Source organism: Gordonia shandongensis DSM 45094, assembly GCF_000423025.1.
GTDB classification, from domain to species: domain Bacteria; phylum Actinomycetota; class Actinomycetes; order Mycobacteriales; family Mycobacteriaceae; genus Gordonia; species Gordonia shandongensis.
In genome coordinates, this window is record NZ_AUHE01000003.1 from 81,612 (window position 1) to 104,146 (window position 22,535).

General features: G+C 68.3%; 19 protein-coding genes. 11 read left to right on the top strand and 8 right to left on the bottom strand.

Annotated features, from left to right (window positions below):
* Positions 1-44: 44 nt before the first annotated feature.
* Together G528_RS0105610 and G528_RS0105615 are read left to right on the top strand one after the other, a co-directional pair.
* Positions 45-1,646 (top strand): FAD-binding oxidoreductase, encoded by a 1,602-nt coding sequence (locus G528_RS0105610; RefSeq protein ID WP_026918120.1) that lies wholly within the window; start codon positions 45-47, stop codon positions 1,644-1,646.
* Positions 1,643-2,548, top strand: coding sequence for a diacylglycerol/lipid kinase family protein (locus G528_RS0105615; RefSeq protein ID WP_026918121.1), 906 nt, complete (start codon positions 1,643-1,645; stop codon positions 2,546-2,548). The genes G528_RS0105610 and G528_RS0105615 overlap by 4 nt, the downstream gene beginning before the upstream one ends.
* Here G528_RS0105615 and G528_RS0105620 read toward each other — a convergent pair.
* Both G528_RS0105620 and G528_RS0105625 read right to left on the bottom strand, forming a co-directional pair.
* Positions 2,538-3,248, bottom strand: coding sequence for a hypothetical protein (locus G528_RS0105620; protein WP_026918122.1), 711 nt, complete (start codon positions 3,246-3,248; stop codon positions 2,538-2,540). The genes G528_RS0105615 and G528_RS0105620 overlap by 11 nt on opposite strands.
* Positions 3,245-4,228: a quinone oxidoreductase family protein gene (locus G528_RS0105625; protein WP_026918123.1), complete on the bottom strand. Its 984-nt coding sequence runs from the start codon at positions 4,226-4,228 to the stop codon at positions 3,245-3,247. The genes G528_RS0105620 and G528_RS0105625 overlap by 4 nt, the downstream gene beginning before the upstream one ends.
* Before the next feature lie 36 nt (positions 4,229-4,264).
* On the opposite strand from G528_RS0105625, the gene G528_RS0105630 reads away from it, so the two are divergent.
* The 3 genes from G528_RS0105630 to argG all read left to right on the top strand — a co-directional run bounded on the left by G528_RS0105630 (position 4,265) and on the right by argG (position 8,718).
* Positions 4,265-5,581 (top strand): TrpB-like pyridoxal phosphate-dependent enzyme, encoded by a 1,317-nt coding sequence (locus G528_RS0105630; protein WP_026918124.1) that lies wholly within the window; start codon positions 4,265-4,267, stop codon positions 5,579-5,581.
* A gap of 204 nt (positions 5,582-5,785) precedes the next feature.
* Positions 5,786-7,234 (top strand): NADP-dependent phosphogluconate dehydrogenase, encoded by a 1,449-nt coding sequence (gene gndA / locus G528_RS0105635; protein ID WP_026918125.1) that lies wholly within the window; start codon positions 5,786-5,788, stop codon positions 7,232-7,234.
* A 68-nt stretch (positions 7,235-7,302) separates the two neighbouring features.
* Entirely contained in the window at positions 7,303-8,718 is a 1,416-nt protein-coding gene (gene argG, locus G528_RS0105640; RefSeq protein ID WP_026918126.1) for an argininosuccinate synthase, read from the top strand.
* A gap of 91 nt (positions 8,719-8,809) precedes the next feature.
* On the opposite strand, the gene G528_RS0105645 is transcribed toward argG, so the two are convergent.
* Positions 8,810-9,499, bottom strand: coding sequence for a helix-turn-helix transcriptional regulator (locus tag G528_RS0105645; protein ID WP_035719080.1), 690 nt, complete (start codon positions 9,497-9,499; stop codon positions 8,810-8,812).
* Positions 9,500-9,609: 110 nt separating this feature from the next.
* On the opposite strand from G528_RS0105645, the gene G528_RS0105650 reads away from it, so the two are divergent.
* Positions 9,610-10,143 carry a DUF2231 domain-containing protein gene (locus G528_RS0105650; RefSeq protein WP_245569685.1) on the top strand — a complete coding sequence of 178 codons (534 nt, stop codon included), beginning with the start codon at positions 9,610-9,612 and terminating at the stop codon, positions 10,141-10,143.
* Between the two features lie 514 nt (positions 10,144-10,657).
* Here the strand turns inward: G528_RS0105650 and G528_RS18170 are convergent.
* Positions 10,658-11,134, bottom strand: coding sequence for a PaaI family thioesterase (locus G528_RS18170; protein ID WP_006896186.1), 477 nt, complete (start codon positions 11,132-11,134; stop codon positions 10,658-10,660).
* Positions 11,135-11,248: 114 nt separating this feature from the next.
* Between G528_RS18170 and G528_RS0105660 the strand changes: the two genes are divergently transcribed.
* Complete coding sequence (locus G528_RS0105660; RefSeq protein ID WP_006896187.1) at positions 11,249-11,875, top strand: TetR/AcrR family transcriptional regulator; 627 nt, start codon at positions 11,249-11,251, stop codon at positions 11,873-11,875.
* An 86-nt stretch (positions 11,876-11,961) separates the two neighbouring features.
* Entirely contained in the window at positions 11,962-15,003 is a 3,042-nt protein-coding gene (locus G528_RS0105665) for an MMPL/RND family transporter (protein ID WP_006896188.1), read from the top strand.
* 38 nt (positions 15,004-15,041) lie between these two features.
* On the opposite strand, the gene G528_RS0105670 is transcribed toward G528_RS0105665, so the two are convergent.
* A complete protein-coding gene (locus tag G528_RS0105670; RefSeq protein ID WP_006896189.1) occupies positions 15,042-16,265 on the bottom strand; it encodes an IS110 family RNA-guided transposase in 1,224 nt (407 codons plus the stop codon).
* Positions 16,266-16,585: 320 nt separating this feature from the next.
* Here G528_RS0105670 and G528_RS0105675 point away from each other — a divergent pair, with 320 nt between their 5' ends.
* A complete protein-coding gene (locus G528_RS0105675) occupies positions 16,586-17,821 on the top strand; it encodes an NAD(P)/FAD-dependent oxidoreductase (RefSeq protein WP_026918129.1) in 1,236 nt (411 codons plus the stop codon).
* Positions 17,822-17,901: 80 nt separating this feature from the next.
* Here G528_RS0105675 and G528_RS0105680 read toward each other — a convergent pair whose 3' ends face one another.
* Positions 17,902-18,915, bottom strand: coding sequence for a BadF/BadG/BcrA/BcrD ATPase family protein (locus tag G528_RS0105680; protein WP_026918130.1), 1,014 nt, complete (start codon positions 18,913-18,915; stop codon positions 17,902-17,904).
* 60 nt (positions 18,916-18,975) lie between these two features.
* Between G528_RS0105680 and G528_RS0105685 the strand changes: the two genes are divergently transcribed.
* Complete coding sequence (locus G528_RS0105685) at positions 18,976-20,076, top strand: DUF475 domain-containing protein (RefSeq protein ID WP_026918131.1); 1,101 nt, start codon at positions 18,976-18,978, stop codon at positions 20,074-20,076.
* Positions 20,077-20,109: 33 nt separating this feature from the next.
* Here the strand turns inward: G528_RS0105685 and G528_RS0105690 are convergent, their stop codons facing one another.
* Both G528_RS0105690 and G528_RS0105695 read right to left on the bottom strand, forming a co-directional pair.
* Positions 20,110-21,204, bottom strand: coding sequence for an inositol-3-phosphate synthase (locus G528_RS0105690; protein WP_026918132.1), 1,095 nt, complete (start codon positions 21,202-21,204; stop codon positions 20,110-20,112).
* Positions 21,197-21,850 (bottom strand): PadR family transcriptional regulator, encoded by a 654-nt coding sequence (locus G528_RS0105695; RefSeq protein WP_026918133.1) that lies wholly within the window; start codon positions 21,848-21,850, stop codon positions 21,197-21,199. Before G528_RS0105695 ends, G528_RS0105690 begins: the two co-directional genes overlap by 8 nt.
* A 148-nt stretch (positions 21,851-21,998) precedes the next feature.
* Here G528_RS0105695 and G528_RS0105700 point away from each other — a divergent pair, with 148 nt between their 5' ends.
* Positions 21,999-22,391, top strand: coding sequence for a DUF5318 family protein (locus G528_RS0105700; RefSeq protein ID WP_026918134.1), 393 nt, complete (start codon positions 21,999-22,001; stop codon positions 22,389-22,391).
* Positions 22,392-22,535 lie beyond the last annotated feature (144 nt).

Genomic DNA, 22,535 nt, shown 5'->3' on the forward strand with positions numbered 1-22,535 from the left:
GCCGTCCGGACGAGACGCGCTCCGCCGTCAGGAAGGGTGACACGATGACGCGCAGCGAGATCGACGTCGACACGGTCGACTTCGAGCCCGGCCGGTGGGGCGACCCCGCCGACCCGATGCATCTGTCCGACTCGGTGACCGGAGCGCTCGGCATGCTCGGGATCACCGACCCCGCACCGCCGACCGCGGCGCCGCAGATCCCGGAGACCCGGCTCGACGCCGCCGCCGCCGCGGCACTCGCCGCGACCGGCGCCGACGTCCGCACCGACCCCGAAGCACGGATCGCTCGTCTCCGCGGATTCTCCACCCCCGACCTGCTGAAATTCCGCTCCGGCGACGGCAGCGACGCCCCCGACGCCGTGGTGGCCCCGACGGCCGAGGAGCAGATCGTCGCGGTGCTCGCCGTCTGCGCCGACCGCGGACTCGCCGTCGCACCGTTCTCCGGCGGCACGTCCGTGACCGGCGGTCTGGCCCCCGAACGCGAACGCCCGGTCATCAGCCTCGACCTGCGTGCGCTCACCGGCCTGCTGCACCTCGACGAGGTGTCGCAGGTGGCGACGCTGGCCGCAGGCACCCGCCTGCCCGACGCCGAACGACTCCTGCGTGAACACGGGCTCGAACTCGGACACTTCCCGCAGTCGTACGAGGGCGCGACCATCGGCGGCTGCGCCGTCACCCGGTCGGCCGGACAGTCGTCGATCGGCTACGGACGCTTCGACGAGATGGTCGTCGGGCTGACGGTCGTGACACCCGCCGGCGTCGCCGAGATCGGAACCGCCCCCAAATCGGCGGCGGGCCCCGACCTGCGGCAGCTGTTCCTCGGCAGCGAAGGCGCCCTCGGCGTCGTCACGGCGGTCCGCGTCCGGGTGCACCCGGTTCCCGCGGTCCGCCGCTTCTCGGGATGGCATTTCGCCGACTTCGGGTCCGGAGCCGCCGCCATGCGCGCCCTCGCACAGGGATCGGTCCGCCCGACCGTGCTGCGACTGTCGGACGAGGCCGAGACCGGCCTCAATCTGGCGAACCCGTCCGGGGCGGGCAGCGCCTCCGCACAGGGCCCGACCGGTGGATGCCTGATGATCGTCGGCGTCGAAGGCGATGCCGACGACGTCGACTGCCGTGAGCCGTACGTCGCGGCTCGGCTGCGCGCACTCGGCGGCACGCCCCTCGGCGAAGAACCCGGCGAACACTGGCGTGAAGGTCGGTTCCGGGGACCGTACCTGCGGGATCCGCTGCTCGACGCCGGTGCCCTCGTCGAGACCCTGGAGACGGTGACCTTCTGGTCGAACATCGAGCGGCTCAAGGCCGACGTCACCGCCGCGATCACCGGCGCCCTCGGCGAACAGGGGACGCCGGCGGTCGTGATGTGCCACATCTCGCACGTCTACCCGACCGGGGCGTCCCTGTACTTCACGGTGATCGCGAAGGCACTGGAGAACCCCGGCGAGCAGTGGGCCGCCGCCAAACAGGCGGCCAACGCGGCGATCCGAGCGGCCGGCGCCTCCATCACCCACCACCACGCGATCGGCACCGACCATCGCGACCCGTACCTGGAGGAGATCGGAGACGTCCAGCTCACCGCATTGCGTGCGGTGAAGAACGCGCTCGATCCGAACGGCGTGCTGAATCCGGGGATCCTGCTGCCGTGACCTCGAGCCATGATCCGCCGATCGTCGCCGTGGTGAATCCCATCTCCGGCGGCGGCGCCTCGCGGCGCCTGTGGACGGCCGTGGCCGCCGAACTGACCGAGGCGGGTCGCCGCGACCTCGAGGTCGTCGAATCCGAATCGTCCGAACACGCGACGGCCGCCGCGGCCGCCGCCGCGCACCGCGGTGCCGTCACGGTCGCCGTCGGCGGCGACGGTCACGTCCGCGACGTCGCATCCGGCGTGCTCACCGTCGACGACGCACCGATGGCCATCGCCGCCGCCGGCCGCGGCAACGACCTCGTCCGGCATCTGGGCCTGCCCACCGACCCCGCCGGGATCGCCCGCGTGATCGCCGACGGCCACCGGCGGCGCCTCGACGTCCTCGACGTGACGCGGCCCGACGGAACCGTGGCCGTCGCGGTCGGCAACGTGTACGCGGGCCTCGACTCCGAGGCCACCGAACTCATCAACGGCGTGCGGTGGATGGGTCGGCTCGCCTACCGCGTGGCACCGGTCCTGTCCGCGCTCCGCTGGAAGCCGATGGCGGTGAGCCTGACCGTCGACGGTGTGACGCACCGGCTGCCCGCGCACCTCGTCGTGATCGCGAACTCCGGCGAGTACGGACACGGACTGCGCATCGTTCCGACGGCGTCCGTCGACAGCGGCCGCATCGAGATCCTCGTGGTCGACGGCACGCAGTGGACGTTCCGGCTCGCCGCACTGATGAACGAGGCCAAAACCGGCGCCCACGTGCGGCGGCGGGACGTTCGCCTGCTGTCCGGGACGCGTGTGGAACTGACGATCGACAGGCCCCTGCCCGTCCACGCCGACGGCGACTACCTGTGCCGTCCGCCGGTCACGGTGGCGGTCCGCGCCGCGGCCCTCCCGGTGCTCACGGGCTGATCGGAACCCGTCGCCCGGCGCGGACGGCGGACGCCAGGACCGTCCCGGCGAGGAGGACGGCGGCGACGGAGGCGCCGAGGACCCCGATGAGACCGCCCGCCGGCGAGGCCGTCACCGACAGGTGCCGACCGACCGCGGGCGTCCCGGCCGTCTGTTCCAGACCCCGGAGGCGCGCCCGCGTCGCGTCGTCGAGCACCAGGGGCCGATCGCGGTGGTGCAGGGGCACGACGGCGGGGACCTGGGCGGCGGCGAACATCGTCGCGGACGGGGTGTCGAGCACCGCGTCACCGGGTCGCACCGTCACGTAGGACGCCGCCCCGACGGCGGCGAGCGCGACGACGACGCCGAGAGCGCCCGCGAGCCGCGGGAGACGACCGGCGGCCGACACCGCCCCGACGATCACCAGCACGATGCCGAACGTCAGGGTCGTGGCACCGATCGGCGTCGCCCGCTCGCCCACCCAGTCGGCGCCGAGATCGTGGTAGCGAACCGAGTCGGTGGCGGCCGTGGTGTCGATGAGGTCGGGCCAGTTGGTCCGGAAGCCCGCTCCGCCGAGCCCCGACACGGTGGCGTGGGCGACGAGGTCGCGGTCGCCGGGACCGTCCTGCGTCGCGGTCACCTGAACCCACCCGATCGATGTCAGCACCGCGATCAGCACGCCGAGCACCGCGACCGCGGCCCCCGCCGCTCGCCCCGTCACGGGATCAGCACGATCTTGCCGTGCGCGCGGCCCGACGCCACCACGTCGAGGGCCGCGGGGGCGTCGGCCAGCGGAATGCGAGCCGCGATCGGCACCGTCAGGGAGCCGTCGGCCAACAGCTCCAGGAGGGGACCGCGCATCCGGTCGCGGAACGCGGCGCTCTCGGCGTCGGCACCCGAGAGGGCCACGAACCCGTGGTCGGCGGCAGCACGGCGGTCGGCGACGGTGATGATGCGGGAGCGGTCGGCGACGAGGTCGAGGGAGACGGCCGTGGCCTCGTCGGTGCCCGCGGCGTCGAGGGCCGCGACCGGCGGTCCGTCGACGCCGATCCGGATCAGTGCGTCGCGGACCCGATCGGCCAGCCCCGGACCGTAGGCGACGGGTACGCCGCCGAAGCGGGCGACGGCAGCTGCGCGGTCGGGTCCCGCAGTGCCGATCCCCGCGGTGCCGATCCCAGCAGTGCCGATCACCGTCACGCCCGCGCGGGCGGCCAGCTGGACAACGATCGCACCGACCGCACCCGACGCACCGTGCAGGAGAACGGTGTCGCCGCGTCGCGCCCCGGACCTGTGCAGCATCTCGGCGGCGGTGGTGCCGGCGAGCAGCAGGCCCGCCGCCTGATCGTCGGGCACCGCGGCCGGCAGGACGAAGGCCTTCTCGGCCGGCAGCGTCATCTCCTCGGCGTAGGCGCCGTGGACGCGGAACGCCGCGATCCGATCGCCGACCGCGACGGCGCCCGACGCCGCGCGGGTCCCCGGACCCACCGCGGTCACGTCGCCGACCGCCTCGTAGCCGATCGGCATCGGCAGGAGAGCCGGATCGTACGCCCGGAGGACGTGCTTGAGGTCGGCGGGATTCACCCCGGCCGCGCGGATGCGGACCCGCAGCTCGCCGAGGCCCGGGTCGGCGGGTGTGCACGGGACGGCCGCGAGATCAGTCGATCCCGAGAACCCGTTCGCCACCCACCTGATGCCCACCATGACCGGCACCCTAGCGTCCGCGTTACTGTGACGTGCATGACAAGCAATGTTGGTGGCTCTCATCCCGATCTGGTCACGTCCGATCTGGTCACCGTCGATGTTCCGACGCACTGGTACAACCTCGCCGCCGAACTCGATGAGCCGATTCCACCGCACCTGCACCCGGGCACCGGGGAGCCCGTCGGACCCGACGACCTCGCCGCGCTGTTCCCCTCCGGACTCATCGCCCAGGAGGTGTCGAGCGAGCCGTACATCGAGATCCCCGAACCGGTCCGCGACATCTACGCGATGTGGCGGCCGTCGCCGCTGTTCCGTGCGCGCCGGTTCGAGGAGGCCCTCAACACGAAGGCGCGCATCTACGTCAAGTACGAGGGTGTGAGCCCCGTCGGCAGTCACAAGACCAATTCGGCTGTGGCGCAGGCGTATTACAACAGCATCGACGGCGTGACGAAGCTGACCACCGAGACCGGGGCCGGACAGTGGGGCAGCGCCCTGGCGTTCGCCGGCGCACAGTTCGGCATCGACGTCGAGGTGTGGCAGGTCCGCGCGTCGTACGACTCCAAGCCGTACCGCGGGTTCCTCATCCGCACGTACGGCGGCACCCTGCACCCGAGCCCGTCGGACCTCACCGCCGCGGGGCGGGACATGCTCGCCAAGGACCCGCACACCACGGGCAGTCTCGGCATGGCGGTCTCGGAGGCCGTCGAGGTGGCGGCCGGTGACGCCGACACCCGCTACGCGCTCGGCAGTGTGCTCAACCACGTCGTGTTGCACCAGAGCGTGATCGGCCAGGAGGCCGTCGACCAGCTGAACCTCGTCGAGCCGGGCGGCGCCGACGTCGTCTTCGGGTGCGCCGGCGGCGGCTCGAACCTCGCCGGCCTCGCCTTCCCGTTCATTCGGGAGAAGTTGGCGGGCCGCTCCACCCCGCGCATCGTGGCCGCCGAACCGGCCGCCTGCCCGTCGATCACCCGCGGCGAGTACCGATACGACCACGGCGACGTCGCCGGACTGACCCCGCTGCTCAAGATGCACACGCTCGGCATGGACTTCGTGCCCGACCCGATCCACGCCGGTGGCCTGCGTTACCACGGCATGGCGCCCGCGCTCAGCCACACCGTGGAGCTCGGCCTCGTGGAGGGCACCGCGATCGCCCAGCACGACGCCTTCACCGCGGGCGTCACGTTCGCGCGCACCCAGGGCATCGTCCCCGCACCGGAGTCCACGCACGCGATCGCGGCCTGCGCCGCCCACGTCGCCGACAGCGACGAGGAGCAGGTCGTGGTGATCGGACTGTCCGGGCACGGGCAGCTCGATCTGCCCGCGTACGCCGAGTTCCTCGACGGCGCCTTCTGACGGTCGGTCTCCGCTGCGGGGGCGGCTCGGCGGGAATCCGCATCCCCCGATGCGGGCGCTGATCCCGCGCCTGGCTGACGTGGCATTTCACCCCGCGAGGTCACCTCGTCCTCTGCGGCGAGGAATGATGGAATGGGTACAACTGAATGTCAGTGCAGATCGGGACGCCCGCCGACACCGTGGGGGCGGCCCAGAAGGAGAGTCATGGCCGAAACAGGACAGCGTCAGGCGCAGATCGGCGTCACCGGACTCGCGGTGATGGGCTCCAACATCGCCCGCAACCTCGCGCGTCACGGACACACGGTCGCGCTCCACAACCGCAGCATCGCCAAGACCGACGCGCTGCTCGCCGAGCACGGCTCGGAGGGTGACTTCATCCGCACCGAGACCACCGCCGAATTCGTCGCCGCCCTGGAACGCCCGCGGCGCGTGCTGATGATGGTGAAGGCCGGCGACGCCACCGACGCCGTCATCGACGAACTCGCCGACCTCATGGAGCCCGGCGACATCATCATCGACGGCGGCAACTCCCTCTACACCGACACCATCCGCCGTGAGGCGGCGATGGCCGCGCGCGGACTCAACTTCATCGGCGCCGGCATCTCCGGCGGCGAGGAGGGCGCGCTCAACGGTCCGTCGATCATGCCCGGCGGCCCCGCCGAATCGTACGAGTCGGTCGGCCCGCTGCTGGAGTCGATCTCCGCGCACGTCGACGGCGTCCCGTGCTGCACGCACATCGGACCCGACGGCTCCGGCCACTTCGTCAAGATGGTCCACAACGGCATCGAATACGCCGACATGCAGCTCATCGGCGAAGCCTACGACCTCATGCGGGGCGTGCTCGGCATGGACGTCGCCGAGATCGCCGACGTCTTCCGCGAATGGAACACCGGCGACCTCGACAGCTACCTCGTGGAGATCACCGCCGACGTGCTCTCGGCTGTCGACGCGACCACCGGTCGGCCGCTCGTCGACGTCATCGTCGACGAGGCCGGCCAGAAGGGGACCGGCCGGTGGACGGTGAAGTCGGCGCTCGACCTCGGCGTCCCGACCACCGGCATCGCCGAAGCCGTGTTCGCGCGGGCGCTGTCGAGCGCCCCCGACCAGCGGCGGGAGGCTCGCGGCCTGCACTCCGGCGCCGACCGCTCGGCCGCCCCGGCCGACCGCGCGGCCTTCATCGAGGACATCCGCCAGGCGCTGTACGCGTCGAAGGTGATCGCATACTCGCAGGGTTTCGACCAGATCGCCGCCGGCAGCGAGGAGCACGGCTGGAACGTGCACCCCGGCGACCTCGCCACCATCTGGCGCGGCGGCTGCATCATCCGGGCGAAGTTCCTCGACCGCATCCGCGACGCCTACGCCGAGAATCCGGAACTGCCCGCACTGCTGCTGGCCCCGTACTTCCGCGACGCGGTCGAGACGGCCGTCGGCAGCTGGCGTCGCGTCGTGATGACCGCCACCGCCACCGGCGTTCCCGTCCCGGCGTTCGCATCGTCACTGTCGTACTACGACGCACTGCGCGCCGACCGGCTCCCGGCCGCCCTCACCCAGGGCCTGCGCGACTATTTCGGCGCCCACACCTACCGGCGCATCGACAAGCCGGGCTCCTTCCACACCCTCTGGAGCGGCGACCGCAGCGAGGTGGAGGCGTAGCGGTCCGCGGAGGCGACGAAGTCGAGGGGCGATTAGCCCGACGGGCGCACGGCATTTAAGCTGGCCATATGTCGAAGGTGCTGAGCTCATTGCCGAAGGGAGAGCGCGTCGGAATCGCGTTCTCGGGTGGTCTGGATACGTCGGTCGCGGTTGCGTGGATGCGCGAAAAGGGCGCCGTCCCCTGCACGTACACCGCCGACCTCGGTCAGGCCGACGAGCCGGACATCGCGTCGGTGCCGGGCCGCGCCACCCAGTACGGTGCCGAGATCTCGCGGCTGGTCGACTGCCGGGCGGCCCTCGTCGAAGAGGGTTTCGCCGCTCTGCAGTGCGGTGCCTTCCACATCCGGACGTCGGGCAAGACCTACTTCAACACCACCCCGCTGGGGCGCGTGGTGACCGGCATGCTGCTGGTCCGCGCGATGAAGGAGGACGACGTCGACATCTGGGGCGACGGATCCACCTACAAGGGCAACGACATCGAGCGGTTCTACCGCTACGGGCTGATGGCGAACCCGAACCTCAAGATCTACAAGCCGTGGCTCGACACCGAGTTCGTCGAGGAACTCGGCGGGCGGCACGAGATGAGCGAGTGGCTCACCGCGCGCAACCTGCCGTACCGCGATTCGCAGGAGAAGGCGTACTCCACCGACGCCAACATCTGGGGCGCCACCCACGAGGCCAAGACCCTCGAGCACCTCGATCACGGCCTGGACGTCGTGGAGCCGATCATGGGTGTCGCCGCGTGGCGTGACGACGTGGAGGTCAAGACCGAGGACGTCTCGATCCGCTTCGAGCAGGGACGTCCGGTCGCGATCAACGGCGAGACCTTCACCGACCCGGTGGCGCTGGTGCTCAAGGCCAACGAGATCGGCGGCCGCCACGGTCTGGGCGTCTCCGATCAGATCGAGAACCGCATCATCGAGGCGAAGTCGCGCGGCATCTACGAGGCGCCCGGCATGGCGCTGCTGCACATCGGCTACGAGCGCCTGGTGAACGCGATCCACAACGAGGACACCGTCGCGAACTACCACAACGAGGGCCGTCGTCTGGGTCGCCTCATGTACGAGGGACGCTGGATGGACTCGCAGGCGCTCATGCTGCGCGAGGCCCTCGTGCGGTGGGTCGCCTCCGCCGTCACCGGCGAGGTCACCGTCCGACTGCGGCGCGGCGACGACTACCACTTCCTCAACACCGAGGGCCCCGGCCTCTCGTACCATCCGGACAAGCTGTCGATGGAGCGCGTCGGCGACGCCGCCTTCGGTCCGTCCGACCGCATCGGCCAGCTCACCATGCGCAACCTCGACATCGCCGATTCGCGTGCACGCCTCGAGCAGTACGCGCAGCTCGGTGTGGTCGGCGGCGCGACCGCCGATCTGGTCGGCGAGCTCTCGATCGGTGGCGCGCAGGCGATCGCGGGCGGACAGCCGGGCGACCCGGGGTCCGAGACCCTCGACCGCGCCGCCATCGAATCGGGCGTCGACTAGGGGCGCTTCACCGGGCCGGTCCAGCTGAGATCAGGACAGCTGACGGGCACCGACGACCATGTGTCGTCGGTGCCCGTTTTTCGTGTTGATCTCAGTGGTCGTCTGTCGGGCCGATCCGCACGCAGCAGTAGCCTTCGCGCTTGTCGAGTCGCGCCCGGCGATGGGGGGCCGATTCGACGAGTCCGTCGATGAGATCGAGGTTCATGCCGCACACCAGATCGGTGTGCGCGCGGGCGAGCGCATGGAAGGGGCAGTTGACCAGCGCGATGTCGTCGTCCTCCACGCGCGGTTCGTAGCCCGAGGCCTCGAGGATGCGCAGCAGGTCGGCGTCGGAGGCGCCCGCGCCGCGCCCGAGGTCGCGGCCGAGGGCGGTCGCCAGTCGTGTCAGGATCGCCCGAGGCGGCTCCCCCGTCTCGGCGGATTCGTCGACTGCGTGGGCGAGCAGGCTGCCGGCGAGCTCGTAGGAGCGTTCGGGAAGTCGGATCTGGATGTCGCGCACCGCGCGCCGGTACAGCTTGGCCGGTCGGCCGGCTCCGGGCCCGGTGCGGCCCGTGCGCCGTTCGAAGTCGACCTCCAGCAGTCCGACGTCGGCGAGTTTGTCGAGATGGAAGGCCGCGGTCTGCCGGGGGATCCCCACGGCGTCGGCGGCCTCGTCGCGCGTGACGGGGTCGATGCGACTGCGGACGAAGTCGTACAGGCGTCGCCGCGTGGGCTCATCGAGTGCGGAGACGGCCGCGACGTCGATGAGCCGCTGGTCTGTCCGCTCCGGTTCGGCGTTCATGGCTCCCATTGTAAAACCAACGGATGTGTTGTAATTTCATTCTATAACTAATGATGATGAGCATTGATTTTAGAAAGTCGATCGCTCACCCACCCCGCAGGAGAAGCACCGTGAGCAGCCCCGATCCCACCGCGATCCAGTCGGGCGCCGATCGACCGACGGCAAAACAGCCGGTCAGCGCAGCCCTGGCCGGACCGTACGGACATCCCTATCACCCGATTCTCGTCACCGTGCCGATCGGCGCCTGGGTCACGAGCCTCGTCTTCGACATCGGCTCCCACCTCGTCGACGATCCGGACGCCCTCGCCCGAGGGGCCCGGTGGCTGATCGCCGTCGGCGTGATCGGTGCTCTCGCGGCCGCGATCGTCGGCCTCCTCGATCTCCTGGCGATCCCCGCGAAGACGACGGCGATGCGCACGGCCCTGGCCCACATGTCCCTGATGCTCGTCGTCACGGTCGCCTTCGCCGCGGGCTTCTGGTGGCGCGCAGACGCCGGCGGGGCCGTCGGCACGGGCCCGATCGTCCTGAGCGCCCTCACTCTCGCGCTGCTCGCGGTGGGCGGATCCCTCGGGGGGCGCCTCGCGTACCGATACGGCGTCCGCGTGGCCGACGAGACCACCCAGGCCGCCGGTTTTCGGCGTTGACCCGACCCGGCGACACCACGTCCCGCCGGCACCGCCGGCCGGCCACTCTCATCCCGAGGAGGCACGTATGACCATCGCAGCACTCGTACTCTGGATCATCACCGCGGCGGGCGGGTTCGTCCTGCTCGCCCGATGGATCGCCGCAGGCGGCATCGCTGATTCGCCGACCCGCCTTCCCGCCCCCGTGGTGTTCGCGCACTTCGTGTTCGCCGCGATCGGGTTGGTGCTGTGGATCGTCTACGCGGTCGTCGACGCCGCCCCTCTCGCCTGGATCGCCTTCGGCCTGCTCGTGGTGATCGCCCTGGCCGGGTTCGCGATCTTCGCCCGCTGGCTGCCGGTCTACCGGGGCGCACCGGGTACCGAGGACGCCCCGGAGAGGAACTTCCCGATCGTCGTCGTGGCGGCTCACGGAGTCGTCGCCGTGGCTACCGTGGATCTCAATGCGGGTGCGCAAGGATGGGCCAGCTGGTGGATGCGGGGCGACTCTTCTGCTTGGTGGCGTGCCTGGCGGTCGCTAGTCGGCCTGAAAGAATCTGGTGATGAGGTCTGCTGTGGCGCCCCAGTCTCCGTGACGAAGAAAATGACTCAAGTCGACCTTTACGAAGACCGCTTCTGCGGCGAAATAGGTTGTGTCGCCGACAGTACCGTTGGCTTCGATGAAGAGCGCGCGGTCGGTTTCGTCGACGAGGGAGGCGGTGATGTGCACGGGGGTGTGCAGTGGGACCGGGCGTCGATACTCCACGGTGAGGGTTCGGGTGACTGCGGGTGTCTCGGCGATCCACAGGGTGAAACCCATGATGTCATCGCATGCCGCTGAGATGGCTCCGCCGTGGGCGAGTCCCGGGGCTCCTGAGTGGCGCTCGTCGAATTGCAGGTCGGCGTAGACGTGGTCGCCGTGCAGGTGTACCTCGAGGTGCAGGCCATTGGGGTTGTCTTCGCCGCATCCCATGCACCATGGTGCGTGTGCTGGTAGTGGTTTGTCGCCCCTCATAAGTGACCTTTCTGAGCCTTCAATCGGTACCGCCACTGGCAGTTTCGCTCTGTTACCGACGGTATTGTTGTGCAGTCAGGGGTTCGTGATTTTGGCTATATAGGGAGTGGCCAGGTGGAAACCATCGATTCCGACGATGTTGACCCGAGGCGGGTTCGGTCGCGTCAGCGTTTGTTGGATGCTGCGGTGACCTTGCTGAACAGTGGCGGGGTCGAAGCCGTTACCGTGGAGGCGGTCACTCGACTGTCTCGTGTTGCTCGCACCACCTTGTATCGTCACTTCGAGAGCTCCACAGATCTGGTGGCGGCTGCCTTCGAGCGATTGTTGCCTCAGGCCGAGACCCCCGAGACGACGACGTCGATCCGTGATGACCTGCTGAAGCTGATGCAGCGGCAGGCTGAGCTTATTGAGCAGGCACCGCTGCAGTTGACGACGCTGGCATGGTTGGCAATGCTTCCCGAGCAGCCCCGGCAATCCGGGCAATCCGACGGGGATCAGAACGCGCTCGCGCCACTGCGTCGTCGAGTCGTCGAGCAGTATCGAGAACCATTCGATCGAGTTTTGACGAGTGACGTGGCCACGGCGGAGCTCGGCGACCTCGATTTGACCATGGCAGTCACTCAACTGGCGGGCCCCCTTGTCTTTGCCAAGCTCACGGGCATTCGGTCGATGACCGTTGGCGATCTCGAACAGCTTGTCGACGATTTCCTCATGGCCCACCGGCGACACCAAACCTCCTGACCTCCTTCCCCATCTACGGTACTGCTAGTACCGTAACGATACCGTCGGTTTCGTAGACGGGCTGGGTCGAGGGTGAGGTGCTGCGTATGGTGGTCCAACGTCCAAGTGGTGGGCGCTTGGCGGCGCGCCGGTTGGCGGAACGCAGCGAGTACAGCACGACATTGGGGCGGTTGGCACGGTTCACCTTGGCGCACAGATTCCTCGTCATCGGGGCGTGGGTGGCTGTGGGTATCGTCTTGGCGATACTGTTTCCCCAGCTGGAGACGGTGGTGCGGCAGCAGTCTGTTGATCCGATCCCTGCTGGGGTTCCATCGTTTCAAGCACTCGATCAGATGGGTGGTGCGTTCGGTGAGAAGGGCGCCAAGACCACTGTTTTCGTGACCATGGAGAACCCGAACGGGTTCACCGACGTGGCGCGGGAACGCTACGACATGCTCGTTCTGCAGTTGCGCGAAAATTTCGACGATGTGCAGTCAGTGCGGGATTTGCTCTCCGATCCGACGACGGCCGGCCAGGCCTTGAGTGAGGACGGGCAAGCCTGGTACTTGCCTGTCGGGGTCACCGGAACTTTGGGAGGGCCAACGGCCACGCATGCTGTGGAGACCGTGCGCCAAACCGCGCAGCGCGTGTTTGACGGTACGGACACCACTGTCCATGTCACCGGGCCGACGGCCACTTTCAGTGACCAGATCGTCAGTGCTGAAAGCGATTTAGTCGTGATCACTGTGGCGACGGTGGCGCTTATCGCGATCATTCTGTTGATCGTTTACCGATCGCTGTTCACCGCGCTGGTGCCGTTGTTGGTGATCGGTGTCAGCCTCGGCGTGGGCCGCGGGGTCTTGTCCGCACTCGGCGAACTCGGTATGCCGGTATCGCAGTTCACCGTCGCGTTCATGACCGTCATCCTGCTCGGAGCCGGGGTCGACTACTCAGTCTTTTTCATCAGTCGCTATCACGAACGGCTACGCCAGGACGCTACCACTGAGGTTGCGCTCGTGGACGCGACAGCAACTATCGGACGGGTCATCCTGGCTTCAGCTGCCACGGTGGCGCTGGCCTTTTTGGCGATGGTGTTTGGTCAGCTGAGCGTGTTCTCCACCTTGGGTCCGGCATGCGCGATCGCCATCCTCATCGGATTCCTCGCCACGGTCACCCTGCTACCACCGGTGTTGCTGTGGGCGGCGCGATTCGGCTGGGGCGCACCCAGACGAGATCTGACCCGAAAGTACTGGAATCGCGTCGCCGTGCTCGTCGTGCGGCGTCCTGTGCCTCTGCTGGCACTAACCCTGGTCGGGCTAATCGTGCTTAGCGTCTTCGCGATGGGCATCCAGATCACCTTCGACGATCGTGAGGGGCAGCCCGCGACAACCGACAGCAACGAAGGCTACGCGTTGCTCGACCGTCATTTCCCTCAAGACGTCACTATCACTGAGTTCCTCGTTGTAGATGCACCGATCGATCTCCGTACTGCCAGCGGGCTGGCCGATCTTGAGCAAATGGCCTCACGTGTATCCCAGATCCCCGGAGTGACTCGAGTCATCGGTGTTACCCGTCCCACCGGGGACAAGCTCGAGCAAGCCGAGCTGTCCTGGCAGAACGGTCAGATCGGGGACCGGCTGGCGGGTGCGGTCGACGATGGCCAGAACCGCCGAGGTGACCTCGAACAGCTCCGTACCGGCGCATTCCAACTCGCCGACGGGCTTACTCAGCTCGACACCCAGGTACGCACCAACTTGGCCCCCCTGGCCGGCATCCTCGATCAGGCAAGCACAGCAGGGCAGCAAATTCAGCAGTACCAGCCGATACTCCGCCAACTCGCCGCATCTGCACCAGCGCTCGATCGCGCTTCTCAGAATGCCCCACAGCTGGCCGCGCTCACCCGCCAAACATCTGCAGCCCTGGCAACAGTGACCTCGATCCTGCCCATCCTCGATAATGCGCCCTGGTGCACCCAAGTCCCGCAGTGCGCAGCTCTGCGCGCGCAGACCCGCAATCTCGACGCCCTACTGAGCAACGGGACCCTCGACCAGATCGCCACGCTGTCAACACAACTCGCGCAGCTGGATACACCGATCTCAACAGTCACCGACCAACTCACTTCCACCGTCAACTCACTGGGCTCCACGCTGGGAAGCATCAGCAGCCAAGACCTTCCCGGCAAGCTCACCCAACTGCAAACAGGTATCAGTCAACTCGCGGCGGGATCACGCCAACTCGCCGCCGGTGTATCCGCGCTGATCGACAGCAACCTTCAACAACTCGCCGGGATGGCCGCGCTAGCCACACAACTACAAACCTCCGCCCGCGAGACCGCCGGAACAAACTCAGCAACCGGCTTCTACCTCCCACCTCAGGCCAACGCAGACCGCCGTTTCGTCGACGTCGCTCGCCAGTTCGTCTCGCCCGACGGCCATACCGTGCGCTACGCAATACAAACCAGCTTCGACCCCTACAGCACCGAGGCCATGCAACTGGCCGACACAATCACCGATGTCGCACTCGCCGCCAGACCGAACACAACCCTGCAGGACTCCAACATCGCGATAGCCGGGTTCCCCGCCATCAACGCCGATCTGCAACGTCTACTCACCGAAGACTTCCGACTCCTAGCGTTGGCCACCCTCACCATCGTCGGCCTGATCCTGATACTCCTACTCCGAGCACTCATCGCGCCGCTATACCTTCTGGGCACCGTCATACTCAACTACACCGCGGCACTGGGTATCGGTGTCCTGATCTTTCAACACATCCTCAAAACCGATATCGCCTGGCCCGTACCACTACTGGCCTTCATAGTCCTCGTCGCGGTCGGCGCCGACTACAACATGCTTCTTATCTCTCGCCTACGCGAAGAATCCCAAAACAACATCCGCATCGGCGTCCTGAGAACCGTCACCAACACCGGATCAGTCATCACCTCGGCCGGCCTCATCTTCGCTGCCAGCATGTTCGGACTCATGGCCGGATCCATCTCGATCATGACCCAGGTCGGACTCATCATCGGCATCGGCCTGCTGCTCGACACCTTCATCGTCCGCACCATCGTTGTGCCGACCATCGCCACACTTGTCGGCAGAGCAAGCTGGTGGCCGAGTACCCGAACCGACACGCATCCAGTGTCCCGCTAGTACGCACGCACGTGCCGAGATCTGACCGGCCCCGCCAGTCATCCAGCCATCGCGCCCACCTCATCGACTGACACCCGCTCGACGGTCGGCCGCGGCAACCACACCCTACCGTCGCGGATCAGTGCCCAGACCACGTCAACCAGACGTCTAGCGAGAGCGATGAGAGCGTGGACGTGGGAACGCTTCTCGCGTCGTTTGCGCTGGTAGAACTCGCGGGACGGGCCGTCGCGTTGCGAGCTGTTGAGTGCGGCCATGTAGAACACCTTGCGAAGTCCTCTGTGGTAACGCTGGGGTCTACGCAAGGCTCCCCGGCGGTTACCGGAGTCGTGCGGTACCGGAGCAAGACCGGCGTAGGCGGCGAGTCTGGCGGGCGAGCCGAACGAAGTGAGGTCGCCGCCGGTGATCGCGACGAGCTCAGCGCCGCTTCGGGTGCCGATGCCTGGCACGGATTCGAGAATCCGTGCGTGACGGTGGCGGCGGAACACCTCGGTGATCTGCTTATCCAGGTCGGCGATCTGACGGGTCAGCATGACCAACGAGGTAGCCGCGTGTTGCACCAGTAGGGCTGTGGTCGCCTCGCCAGGCAGGGTGACGGTCTGCGCGGCCGCCGCGGCACGGGCTTTGTCGATCATCTTCGGGATCGTGGGTCGGCGGACGCCGTGACTGCGCAGGTGGTCGTAGATCTCGTCGTCAGAGACCGCAGCGATCGCAGATGGCGTGGCGAAGCGGGTGAGGAACGTTAGACCGGTCAGTGTCGAGTAGTCGAAACACCGTTCTAGTGCAGGGAAGATGCGGGTCAGCAGGCCGCGCAGGCGGTTGATGCCTCGCGTACGTTCAGCGACGAGGTCGTTGCGATGTCCGGTCAGCAGGTCGAGTTCGATCGCGACGTCGTCGGGCGCCGAGACGGTGGCGAGATCGCCACGTAGGCGGGCTGTCTGGGCGATCACGACCGCATCGCGGGCATCGGTCTTGCCCTCACCCGCGAACGCACCGGTCATGCTGTGCACGACCCGGCCGGGCACGTAGCGGATCTGCTGGCGCCGCGCAGCCAGCACACCCCTCAGCAGCGCCGATTCCGGTGCGGTCATGTCGATCGCCCACACCACGAATTTCATGTCGGCGACCCGGTCCATGAGCGCTTCGATCGCCGGTTGATCGTTGGGAAGCCGCCGAGACCACAGCACCGTTCCCGCCTCATCGACCGCGGCGGCGTGATGCGCATGCCGACCGACATCAATTCCTACCCAGATCTTTTCGTCCATACTGTCCTTCCGTGTGCGGTTGGCTCGTCAGGGTGGTTTCGCCGGCACACCTTTACACAGCGACAAGTTCGCGAACACATCTCAATCAGCGGCCGAAACGACCCGTCACGGTCCGGGGTGACCTTCCACGCCAAGCCACCAGCGACAACAGGTGATTGTCGAGCCACGCCCCGAACCGCGGACGAACGTCCGAGGCGACCGCCCCGGACGTACTCCAACGTAAAGGTGACTGTGCTCCTCAGTGCGGCCGGTATCGGCTGACCGCACCGTCGAAGCCGTCGGACGACGTACTCACGGACAGCGAAAGGGAGACGAGAACAATGACGAGATCGACACATCCGGTGGTGGTGATCGGCGGGGGACTGGCGGGAGCCACGACCGCCGAGGCACTGCGGACGAAGGGATACGACGGGCCGATCGTGCTCGTGTCCGGTGAGGATCACCTGCCCTACGAGCGGCCACCGCTCTCGAAGGAGTTCATGGCCGGCGGCAAGGGGCCGGATGATTTCACCGTCCACGACGCGAACTGGTACCAGACCTCGAGCGTCGATCTGCGGCGCGGAGTGACGGCGACCGCGATCGACGTCGCGGCGCGCACCGTGACGCTCTCGGACGGCGACGTCCTCGAGTACTCCGCGCTGGTCCTCGCGACCGGTTCGGCGTCGGCCCGACCGCCGATCCCGGGGTCGGACGCCGACGGCGTCCACTACCTGCGGACACTCGACGAGGCGACGGCCCTGCGGGACCGGTTGCACGCGGGCGCACGCCTGGCGGTGATCGGCGCCGGCTGGATCGGACTCGAGGTCGCGGCGTCGGCGCGCGGCCGCGGTGCCGAGGTCGCGGTCGTCGAGGCGGCCGATCAGCCGCTGCGGGCGGCACTCGGTCCCGAACTGGGAGCGGTGTTCGCCGATCTGCACCGAGAACACGGCGTCGACCTGCGACTCGGGACGCGCGTCGAGTCGATCGGCGTCGACTCGGGTCGCGCCGTCGGGGTCGACCTCGCCGACGGCACCCGCATCGACGCGGACACCGTCCTGGTGGCCGTGGGGGCGGCGCCGCGGATCGACCTGGCCGAGGCCGCCGGCCTGGACATCGTCGATCGCGGTGTCGCGGTCGATGCGGGACTGCACGCGTCGGCCCCCGACGTGTATGCGGTCGGTGACATCGCGGCCGCACAGAATCCGTTTCTCGGCGCGCGGATCCGCACCGAGCACTGGGCGACGGCCCTCAATCAGCCGGCCGTCGTCGCCGAGAACATCGTGGGCGGCCCCGCCCGATACGACCGGCTGCCGTACTTCTTCACCGATCAGTACGACCTGGGCATGGAGTACCGCGGCCACGCCGTCGACCATGCCGCGGTGGTGACGCGGGGCGACGTGGCGGGCCGGTCGTTCCACGCCTTCTGGCTCGGTGACGACGACGCGGTCCTCGCGGCGATGAACGTGAACCTGTGGGACGACGGCGACGACCTGGCGGCCCTCGTCTCGGCGCGCCGCGTGGTCGACCCGACGCGACTGGCCGACCCGGACGTCCCGCTGGCCGATCTGCTCGCCTGACGGAGGTGGTCGGCCCGATGATCGTCCCCGTGACGAGGCATCGCGGACATATCGCCCGCGAAGGCCGATGACGGGGACGATCAGCTGACGTCGCGTGGTCGCCGCCGCGCCGACCGGTCCGGTGACCAGACCAGCGGTCGCAGGGAGTCCGAGAGGGCGTCCCACGCGGCGGGGTCGCGGTGCAGGACGTCGGCGGACCGCTCGACGGCCTCGAGGCCGTCGTCGACGAACCGCCAGCGGAGGCCGGGCACTACCCGCTCGGCCTCCCGGACCACCAGGGTGCGGTACCCGGGCTCGGTGAGCATGCCGCCGCACGCCACCAGCGACGTCGGCGACCCGGCACGGACCGCGGTGCGCGCCAGCAGATCGACGAGCGCATGAGCCTCGCTGCGCAGGACCTCGGTCGCCGCAGTGTCACCGTCGGCCGCAGCCGCGCACACACCCGCCGAGAAGCGGGCGATCTCCGCCTTCATCCGAGGGCCGGCCACCGCGAGTTCGCGCAGCCCGGCGACGTCGTCGCGGGGGGAGTACGTGGCGCCGAAGGCGTCGCGCAACGCACTGGGCCGATCGGCGTCCACGTCGCGGGCGACCTGCCGGATGCCCTGGAGCCCGATCCAGAATCCGGACCCTTCGTCGGAGGCGGCCCAGTCGTGTCCGCCGCCGGTCACGACGTCGTCGCCGGACCGGATGAGCACGCTCGACCCGGTGCCCGCGACGACGACGCCGTCGGCGTCGTGCCCGAGGAGCAGTGCGGTCGCATCGTTCATGACCGCGGCGCCCGTCACCGCGCCGCCGAACGCCCGCGGCATGATCTGCGCGATCGCGGCGCGGAAGACGTCGCGCAGCCCGGGGGTGAAGCCCGCGGCCCCGATCACGACCACGACCGGACCGGCGGCGGACTGCGACCAGGCGTTCTCGATCGGTGCGAGGATCGCGTCGAGCACCGTCGGGATCTCCCGCGGATCGAGGTACCCGGACAGGCTGGCCTCCCCGGCGAACCGGTGCCGCTCCCGGGCCGTGCGGAGCGTCGCCTTTGCGCTCGTGCCGCCGCAGTCGACGGCGACGATCGCGGGTCGGTCAGTACTCTGAGCCACGCGCTCACCCTAGCGGCTCCCGGTGCGGGGACCGTTCGTCGAGAAAGGCCGGTTCGTGTCGTGATCCGCATCTTCGGCGTCTCGATCGCGGTGACGGTCGCCGCGCTGGTGGTCGCCTTCGTCTACGGCGGTCCGACGGCCCTTCTGCTCACCGCGATCCTCGGCGTCCTGGAGATCTCGCTGTCGTTCGACAACGCGGTCATCAACGCGACGGTCCTGCAGCGGATGAACGAGTTCTGGCAGCGCATGTTCTTGACGGTCGGTGTGCTCCTCGCCGTCTTCGGTATGCGGCTGGCGTTCCCGCTGGTGATCGTGTGGGTGACGGCCGGTCTGGACCCGGTCGAAGCGCTGCGGTTGGCGCTCGATCCGCCGACGGACGGCTCACCGACCTACGAGGACATCGTCGTCGGTGCGCATCCGCAGATCGCGGCCTTCGGCGGGATGTTCCTGCTGATGCTGTTCCTCGACTTCCTCGTCGCGGAGAAGGAGATCACCTGGATCTCGTGGGTCGAGCGACCCCTCATGCGTCTGCACGGACTCGATCGGGCGCCGGTCGTGATCGCGATGACGGTGCTGGTGGTGACGGCGGTGGTCGTCGCGCCTGCGGACGAGGCGGTCACGGTGATGATCGCCGGCACGCTGGGGACGATCACGTACCTGGTGGTCAACGGGTTGGGGGACTTCTTCCACGTCGACCGGCCCGCTTCGCCCGAATTGGATGCGCCCGAATCGGATGCGCTCGAGCCGGATGCGCCGCGGGCCGCGGCGGGCCCGTCGACGGTGGCGAAGGCCGCCGGCCGCGCCGGCTTCTTCGCGTTCCTGTATCTGGAGGTCCTCGACGCGTCCTTCTCGTTCGACGGCGTGATCGGTGCGTTCGCGATCACCGCGGACCCGATCCTCATCGCGCTCGGCCTCGGTCTCATCGGCGCGATGTTCGTGCGTTCGTTGACGGTGTACCTGGTGCGGCGCGGCACGCTCGCGGAGTACGTCTACCTGGAGCACGGCGCTCACTGGGCGATCGGCGCGCTGGCGCTGATCCTGCTGTACTCCATCGGCACGGCGGTCCCGGAGGTCGTGACCGGGCTGGTGGGGGTGGTGTTGATCGTCGCCGCGTTCATCGGCAGCGTGGTGCGCCGGAGAGCAGAGAACCCGGTCCACTGATGACGGTGGACCGGGTTCGCCGCGGACGCGTGACTAGTCGGCGCCGATGATGAACGCCTCGAGCTGCTCGCGCGCGATGTCGTCGGCGATCTGCTTGGGCGGGCTCTTCATCAGGTAGGCCGACGCCGGGAGGATCGGGCCGCCGAGGCCGCGGTCCTTGGCGATCTTGGCGGCGCGGACGGCGTCGATGATGATGCCGGCCGAGTTCGGGGAGTCCCAGACCTCGAGCTTGTACTCCAGGTTCAGCGGGGCGTCGCCGAAGGCGCGGCCTTCGAGGCGCACGTAGGCCCATTTGCGGTCGTCGAGCCAGGCGACGTAGTCGGACGGGCCGATGTGCACGTTCTTGTCGTACACCTTGTTCGCGAGGCTGCCGTGCAGGTTGCTGGTGACGGCCTGCGTCTTGCTGACCTTCTTGGACTCCAGGCGCTCACGCTCGAGCATGTTCTTGAAGTCCATGTTGCCGCCGACGTTCAGCTGGTAGGTGCGGTCGAGTGCCACGCCGCGGTCCTCGAACAGCTTCGCCATGACGCGGTGGGTGATGGTGGCACCGACCTGGCTCTTGATGTCGTCGCCCACGATCGGGACGCCGGCGTCGGTGAACTTCTTGGCCCACTCGGGGTCGGAGGCGATGAAGACCGGCAGCGCGTTGACGAAGGCGACGCCCGCGTCGATGGCGCACTGCGCGTAGAACTTGTCGGCCTGGTCCGAGCCGACCGGGAGGTAGCTGACCAGGACGTCGACCTGATTGTCCTTGAGGGTCTTGACCACGTCGACGCCGTCGCCGTCGGCCTCGGTGATGGTCTCCTTGTAGTACTTGCCGAGACCGTCGAGGGTGTGACCGCGCAGCACCGGCACGTCCATCGGGGGGACGTCGGTGAGCTTGATGGTGTTGTTCTCGCTGTTGTTGATCGCCTCGGAGAGGTCGAAGCCGACCTTCTTGGCGTCGACGTCGAACGCGGTGACGAACTCGACGTCGCGCACGTGGTAGTCGCCGAACTTGACGTGCATCAGGCCCGGGATGGTCGCACCCTCGTCGGCGTCACGGTAGTAGTGAACGCCCTGGACCAAGGATGAGGCGCAGTTACCCACGCCAACGATGGCCACGCGCACTTTCTTGGTTTCACCCATGGTCGGGATCTCCTTCTTTTTGCGGCGGAACGGCGGATTGCGGTGCCGCCGAGTTCTTACTTACTTCGCCTCGTGCAGCCGAGTCGGGCTGCGCGGTTCGAAAATCTGTCGGGCCGACGGAGGCGGACGCCTCGTCGGCGATGAGCTTGTTGAGCCACTGGACCTCGCGTTCGGAGGTCTCCAGGCTCAGCTCGTGCATCTGCCGGGTGTAGTGGTCGTTCGACTTCGTCGTCCGGCCGAGCAGGTCGCGCAGACCCTCGCGGCGCTCCTCGACCTGCCTGCGGCGTCCCTCGAGGATCCGCATGCGGGCGACCGCCGGGGTGCGGCTGAAGAACGCCAGGTGCACGCCGAAGCCGTCGTCGGTGTAGTTCTGCGGCCCGGTGTCGGCGACGAGCTCGGTGAAGCGCTCTTCGCCGGCGGGCGTCAGCCGGTAGACGCGGCGTCCGCGACGGACCTTGGTGCCGGTGGGCGACTCGGAGTCGTCTTCGGCGATGAGGCCGTCGGCCTGCATGCGACGCAGTGTCGGGTAGAGCGAGCCGTACGAGAACGCGCGGAACGCTCCGAGCAGGCCGGTGAGCCGCTTGCGCAGCTCGTACCCGTGCATCGGCGCTTCGAGGAGGAGTCCGAGGATCGCCATCTCGAGCATTCCCGGCCTCCTTTCGTCCCGTTATCGCGCCGTGATGCAGCAACCAATGTATCGCATCGATATAACCGAACGCATACCAGCGAGTAGCTTAGGGGGTTGATGTCCATCACACGGACTGCTCTCAGATCACCCGACTACGCTGAGGACCGTGCATCGGCAGATCGTGGACTACGCACTCGCGCGCCGCGGGTGCCTCGCGCGTGTGCGCACGGGCCAGACGGCGCTCGATGAGGTCTGCGACGCCGACCGCTACCTGGTCCGTGCCGCGAAGTTCCACGGCCGCCAGACCGACGAGGTGTGCCCGATCTGCCGTAAAGAGCAGGTCACACTCGTCTCGTGGGTGTTCGGCGACAAGCTCGGCGGCGTGAACGGCTCGGCGCGATCGATCGCCGAGATCGATGCACTGGCCACACGCGCCGAGGAGTTCAGCGTGCACGTCGTGGAGGTGTGCCGCTCGTGCCGATGGAACTATCTCGTCACGTCGTACGTTGCCGGTCTGCCCGCGGGGGCCCGGCGCCGTCGTCGCCGGGTGGCCGAGTGAGGTTCGGCACAGGCACGATCGACGCAGGTGCGCGGCAACCGGCAGCCGGAGAAGATGCTGTGGCGAGAGTTGGCGAGTGCGCGCAGATGCGTCAGAGTTGTGAACGGAAACAGTCCGCGAGGCGGTACACAGGAGTGGGTGAAC

What these genes read in the sequence shown, in the direction of transcription:
- G528_RS0105610 (WP_026918120.1), top strand. Translation starts at nt 45, where the DNA reads ATGACGCGCAGCGAGATCGACGTCGACACGGTCGACTTCGAGCCCGGC.
- G528_RS0105625 (WP_026918123.1), bottom strand. Translation starts at nt 4,228, where the DNA reads ATGGTGGGCATCAGGTGGGTGGCGAACGGGTTCTCGGGATCGACTGAT.
- G528_RS0105630 (WP_026918124.1), top strand. Translation starts at nt 4,265, where the DNA reads ATGACAAGCAATGTTGGTGGCTCTCATCCCGATCTGGTCACGTCCGAT.
- gndA (WP_026918125.1), top strand. Translation starts at nt 5,786, where the DNA reads ATGGCCGAAACAGGACAGCGTCAGGCGCAGATCGGCGTCACCGGACTC.
- argG (WP_026918126.1), top strand. Translation starts at nt 7,303, where the DNA reads ATGTCGAAGGTGCTGAGCTCATTGCCGAAGGGAGAGCGCGTCGGAATC.
- G528_RS0105645 (WP_035719080.1), bottom strand. Translation starts at nt 9,499, where the DNA reads ATGAACGCCGAACCGGAGCGGACAGACCAGCGGCTCATCGACGTCGCG.
- G528_RS18170 (WP_006896186.1), bottom strand. Translation starts at nt 11,134, where the DNA reads ATGAGGGGCGACAAACCACTACCAGCACACGCACCATGGTGCATGGGA.
- G528_RS0105665 (WP_006896188.1), top strand. Translation starts at nt 11,962, where the DNA reads ATGGTGGTCCAACGTCCAAGTGGTGGGCGCTTGGCGGCGCGCCGGTTG.
- G528_RS0105670 (WP_006896189.1), bottom strand. Translation starts at nt 16,265, where the DNA reads ATGGACGAAAAGATCTGGGTAGGAATTGATGTCGGTCGGCATGCGCAT.
- G528_RS0105675 (WP_026918129.1), top strand. Translation starts at nt 16,586, where the DNA reads ATGACGAGATCGACACATCCGGTGGTGGTGATCGGCGGGGGACTGGCG.
- G528_RS0105690 (WP_026918132.1), bottom strand. Translation starts at nt 21,204, where the DNA reads ATGGGTGAAACCAAGAAAGTGCGCGTGGCCATCGTTGGCGTGGGTAAC.
- G528_RS0105695 (WP_026918133.1), bottom strand. Translation starts at nt 21,850, where the DNA reads ATGCTCGAGATGGCGATCCTCGGACTCCTCCTCGAAGCGCCGATGCAC.